Source organism: Serratia sp. A07 (assembly GCF_058725505.1).
In genome coordinates this window covers 1-1319 of sequence record NZ_JBZXDO010000168.1, presented here as the reverse complement: position 1 = coordinate 1319, position 1319 = coordinate 1, and the positions used below count along the sequence as shown (strand labels likewise).

At 49.3% G+C, this 1319-nt stretch carries 2 protein-coding genes; both read right to left on the bottom strand.

Features of this window, described 5'->3' with window-relative positions; genetic code table 11:
- Positions 1-239 (bottom strand): DnaB-like helicase N-terminal domain-containing protein (locus AC4PR2_RS28895; protein WP_492176047.1); only part of this gene is annotated, 239 nt, incomplete at its 3' end.
- The gene (locus AC4PR2_RS28890; protein WP_492176046.1) at positions 236-1153 is read right to left on the bottom strand and encodes a ParA family protein; all 918 of its coding nucleotides are present in this window, start codon (positions 1151-1153) and stop codon (positions 236-238) included. The genes AC4PR2_RS28895 and AC4PR2_RS28890, both read right to left, overlap by 4 nt.
- Between the last annotated feature and the right edge of the window lie 166 nt (positions 1154-1319).

The window sequence follows — 1319 nt, the reverse complement described above, 5'->3', positions numbered from 1 at the left end:
ACCTGCTCGAGCTCACCGTTTTGTTCCAGTGACTCATGGAGCGTAATCAGATCAATCGGCTGCTGAACAGCCATCAGGCGAGCCATAGCCTGGAAAATGCGACGATGTACCGCCAGATAAAAATCACGATCTCCAACTAATGGAAGAATGTCATCCCAACGCTCGTTATCCAACATCAAGCCACCGAGAACGGCCTGCTCGGCATCTGAAGAATAAGGTATATGCATATCAACCTTCATTGATTTGCCTCCTGACGCAGAACGTCGAAGTCGGCAACCCAGTGAGGGAACAACTCGCAGGCCAGCTCATACATAGTGTCAGCAGCAGCGAGCGTTGATGTACGGGTGGTGGTTCTTTCGAGACGATGAACAGGTTGGCCGGAAGCATGCCCCATTTTGTAAATTTCAAGCTTGGGGATGATGGTGTCGAGAAGGGAGACGTCGAAGGTATCTGCACGCAGATACTGCCCGTTTGCGATAATGCCGCGCAGACTGTTCAGGGTCTGCCAATCCAGATTCGTATACTCCATGCAGTTCGTCAGAATACGGATACGCGGTAACGCAATACCGTAGCTGGTCAGCGGCAATAATCCCTCCATCAACCCCAATGTGCCACGCAGAAACTCACGCGTATCCGGCAATATAGGCTTGATAACACCGACGGCGAACTCCGTACTGGCAACAAGAATGAGTTCGAGCATCACAGACGCTGCACCTTTGGAGTCAATAACGATAACGTCGTACTCGTTGAACAAAGGGTGCTGCAGAACATTCTTCAGCCGCATACGACCATCAGGGGCATGCAACATGGCAGAGGATAAACGGTCGTGGGGATCGTTGGAAACGATGATGTCTAAATTTGGGATAACAGAACGGGAGATGATTTCTTCGGGGTGATTGAGATCGACTGTCTTCATCAACAGTTCATACAAACCGTTGGGGGCTTCATATTCCAGAGAGAAAATGCTGCTTGCGGTGGGTTGGGAGTGGTCACCATCGATGAGGAGAGTTTTTTTACCTGCATCGGCAAGGAAGCCGGCAAGGTTGGCGCTTTGAGTGGATTTACCTTCGCCCCCTTTGGTTGAGACCATAGGGATAACGCGAGGCTTAGTACTGTTAGAAACAGTAGCGGCTTTTGTGACGATATTTTCCATGTGTACACTCGAATAAAGTATTCGATGAGTACAAATTCGATGCAGAAACTAATTTCACACTGCGATAATTCAACTTGCTAGCGAAGAGAGGATTGAAAATCCCCGTGTCCTTGGTTCGATTCCGAGTCCGGGCACCACTAATTCTGCATCAATGCACACTGGTTAA